This is a genomic window from Facilibium subflavum (genome assembly GCF_003574485.1).
Taxonomy (GTDB): Bacteria; Pseudomonadota; Gammaproteobacteria; order Francisellales; family Francisellaceae; genus Facilibium; species Facilibium subflavum.
In genome coordinates this window covers 1-2,924 of record NZ_QLIT01000207.1, presented here as the reverse complement: position 1 = coordinate 2,924, position 2,924 = coordinate 1, and the positions used below count along the sequence as shown (strand labels likewise).

The 2,924-nt window shown below is 38.1% G+C and carries 6 protein-coding genes; 3 read left to right on the top strand and 3 right to left on the bottom strand.

Translation table 11 applies throughout. From position 1 onward, the window contains the following. Positions 1 to 719: hypothetical protein (locus tag DNK84_RS11420; RefSeq protein WP_208123315.1), on the top strand; the 719-nt coding region annotated here is incomplete at its 5' end. Here DNK84_RS11420 and DNK84_RS11415 read toward each other — a convergent pair. From DNK84_RS11415 to DNK84_RS11405, 3 genes are all read right to left on the bottom strand, one after another. Continuing rightward, the gene (locus DNK84_RS11415) at positions 706 to 1,110 is read right to left on the bottom strand and encodes a hypothetical protein (protein WP_119344629.1); all 405 of its coding nucleotides are present in this window, start codon (positions 1,108 to 1,110) and stop codon (positions 706 to 708) included. The genes DNK84_RS11420 and DNK84_RS11415 overlap by 14 nt on opposite strands. Positions 1,111 to 1,186: 76 nt before the next feature. Continuing rightward, entirely contained in the window at positions 1,187 to 1,477 is a 291-nt protein-coding gene (locus DNK84_RS11410) for a type II toxin-antitoxin system RelE/ParE family toxin (protein WP_119344628.1), read from the bottom strand. Continuing rightward, complete coding sequence (locus tag DNK84_RS11405; RefSeq protein ID WP_119344627.1) at positions 1,465 to 1,737, bottom strand: CopG family ribbon-helix-helix protein; 273 nt, start codon at positions 1,735 to 1,737, stop codon at positions 1,465 to 1,467. Before DNK84_RS11405 ends, DNK84_RS11410 begins: the two co-directional genes overlap by 13 nt. Positions 1,738 to 1,911: 174 nt before the next feature. Here DNK84_RS11405 and DNK84_RS11400 point away from each other — a divergent pair, with 174 nt between their 5' ends. Both DNK84_RS11400 and DNK84_RS11395 read left to right on the top strand, forming a co-directional pair. Further along, complete coding sequence (locus DNK84_RS11400) at positions 1,912 to 2,703, top strand: complement resistance protein TraT (protein WP_119344626.1); 792 nt, start codon at positions 1,912 to 1,914, stop codon at positions 2,701 to 2,703. A 21-nt stretch (positions 2,704 to 2,724) separates the two neighbouring features. Further along, positions 2,725 to 2,924, top strand: a 200-nt coding sequence (locus DNK84_RS11395) for a hypothetical protein (RefSeq protein WP_162902410.1), incomplete at its 3' end; no start/stop codon positions are given.

The window sequence follows — 2,924 nt, the reverse complement described above, 5'->3', positions numbered from 1 at the left end:
ACAGTAAATTTGAAGTAAATAGTGCGAAAAATTTAAAAAGTATACTCAGAAAACACTGCGAAATAATAGGCTTAGCTAACTTGCTGGTAATTGCTGCGCAACAGCAAGGCAGTGCAGAGTTTAGAAATCTGGTACATAACTATCAGCAAGATTCAGCGGATCAGTTTAAACAAGAATTTCTTGCTAACAAAACACAACTTGAGTCATCAACAGGTGCGCAAATTCAGCATAATACTGATGCAAAAGTTGGTGGTGTAAGTGATATTAACAGCACTTACCAAGCCAATAACAATGCGGTAGCTAATCAGTACGGTCAAAGTAGGTCTGGGTTTGAAAATCGAGTGAATAATATGGATCAGAATGTTGCCAATAAAGCAGTGAGAGAAACATTAGGGCAATATGGATTAAAAGGAAATACTTTTAATTCGGATAATCCGTCTAGTTTCAATCGGCAAATGGTCATGCCACCAAAGATGAATGTGTCAGTTGATGCGCAAGGTCAAGATTTGCGTTCAAGAGCCGATGCCTTAAGATCAGACGTAATGGAAAATAAAAAGAGCTACCTTGATAAAACTATCGAGTCATCAAGGAATGATGCAAGTAGTGCATTAGGTGTGGCAAACTTAAACGCAAATGCTGCTACTGAAAATGGGAAGTTGGGTCGTGAGGCGTGGAGTAATTATTTGGCGATAGTAAGTAGAATCGTTATTGCTTTATAGGGGTGAAATGTTTGGAAAAAAATTGTTTTATTGCAGGCATTCCAGCTCTATAGGCACAATAGTAAGATGCAGAGATACTTGCAATAAGAGATACAAAAAACACTGGAGCAAATATGTAATCGTATCTTGTGTTGTTGAAAACGACGAGGGTTAAAATAATCCCTAGTAAAACAATAAGCATCCCGATTATAATAAAAGCAATATACCCAATAGCCCACTTTTTCTGTTCTTCTGTAAAGGTCAGCTTATCTTCTTCTGCCTTAACAACTTTAACTGCAACTGGTTCTTGAGATGTTGATTTTTCGTCTTTGAAAATATCAATCATTTCTTTTGCCAGCTCGGGATTTGTTTCTGCGATTTTTAATAATCTTTCTTTTTGATTCTCGTTCATAGCATTATCCTTGTTTTTAGCAACTTTGCTCGTTGAGCAACCTAACATAAAATGGGTTAAAACGCAATCAAATACGTTAATAGCCCAATTCTTTTTGGTGTTTTACAGAAAGGATAACAACTTTGTCGTTATTTAAACGGTACAACACCACATAACCGCTTGTTCCAAACTCAATCAGCCATTCTCTAAACACGGTGTCCATTCCATTGATTGGACGACCAGATTTTGGTTGATGCACTAAAATTTTGACGCCAGTACGAATTGCTTTAATTGCTCGTTTTGCTGACTCAGGGTCTTTATCAACTAAAAAGTGATAAAGCCGCTGCATATTATGCAGTGCATTAGGTGTCCAGACTAACGATGACATTTTGGCGCTTCTACATTTTGTCCAGCTTCAAGTTTGGCAAGCCAATCATCAGCTTCTTCAAGTGTCACATGTAAGCCATTTTGCTGATAAGCTTCCCATGCGTCCAAAGCTTCTTGTTTATAGGCTTCGCGTTTTTCTTCACGTTCTACATAACAGCGTATTGCTTCTCGCATAACCCAGTGAGCAGATCGATGCATTGTATTAGCTAAATTTTTTACTCTGACGGTTAGCTCGTCATCTAGTTTAATTGAGGTTGCCATTTTTATCCTCCAGATAAAAGGTAATACCTTTAGATAATATAGCAAAATATTGCCTTTATGCATATTTGTTTTTGAGTATGCAGATTAGAGATTTTATGAATTTATTCTGCATGCTGAACGTAGCTAAATCATGGCTATATCACAAACCCTCAACCAACCCATAAGGAAATAGAAATGGAAAAAATGAAAGAAAAGGGGAAAATCAACATCCTAAAACTATCAATCACGGCATCAATGGCAGCGTCACTGTTGACGCTCTCGGGTTGTGCAGCGATAGGAACAGCGATCAAACATCGAAATTTAGAGGTGAGTTCAAAAACCTCAGAATCAATATTTCTTGATCCTGTTTCATCTTCTGATAAGACGGTTTACATTCAAGTGAAAAGTACATTAACCGAGGATTTTAAAGGCTTAAGAGAAATATTGGCGCAAGATTTACAAAACAATGGTTGGCAGGTTGTCAATGATATAGATAAAGCCCATGACATGATTCAAATCAATGTCCTACAAGCCGGTCAAGCTAAAAATGAAGCGGCTGCATGGGGTGCTTTAAGTGGTGGTTTTGGGGCGGATATTCTTACGGGTGGACTGATAGGACTGGCTGCGGGTGTGGCGACTGATTCCGTAGGCGCTGGCATTAGTGTAGGTGCAGCGGTTACCGGTGTTTCATGGTTGGCTAACCAGTTGGTTGAAAATGTTTACTATAGCATGATCACCGATGTGCAAGTATCTGTTAAAGTCAATGGTGAGGTAACACAAACCACTCAAGCAAACTTGGCACAAGGATCACAAACTGCGACCAAGCAAACCTATAGTCAAAAAACGAATTGGGTACGTTATCGAACACGCATTGTATCGGTAGCAAATCAAGTAAATTTGAAATTTGAAGAAGCCAAGCCTGAGTTGCAGAGAGCATTCCTGACACGGTTTTACTTCATGCTATTTTATGCTACTCTATTTTTGTAACCTAAAATCATGGAGTAAGTTATGGCACTAAAGCAACGAATCGTAACAGAGATTTATGATGATCAAACACAAGATATAGTTCATCGTGAAGTGACAGAAGAAAAAGTAATTAAATCTCCAAAATCGATAGATGATTTAGGTTATAACCATACAGAACAAATAGAGATATTGCACCGTGTACAGGATAACTACCTGAAATTTCAATCAACGGTTTACGATCT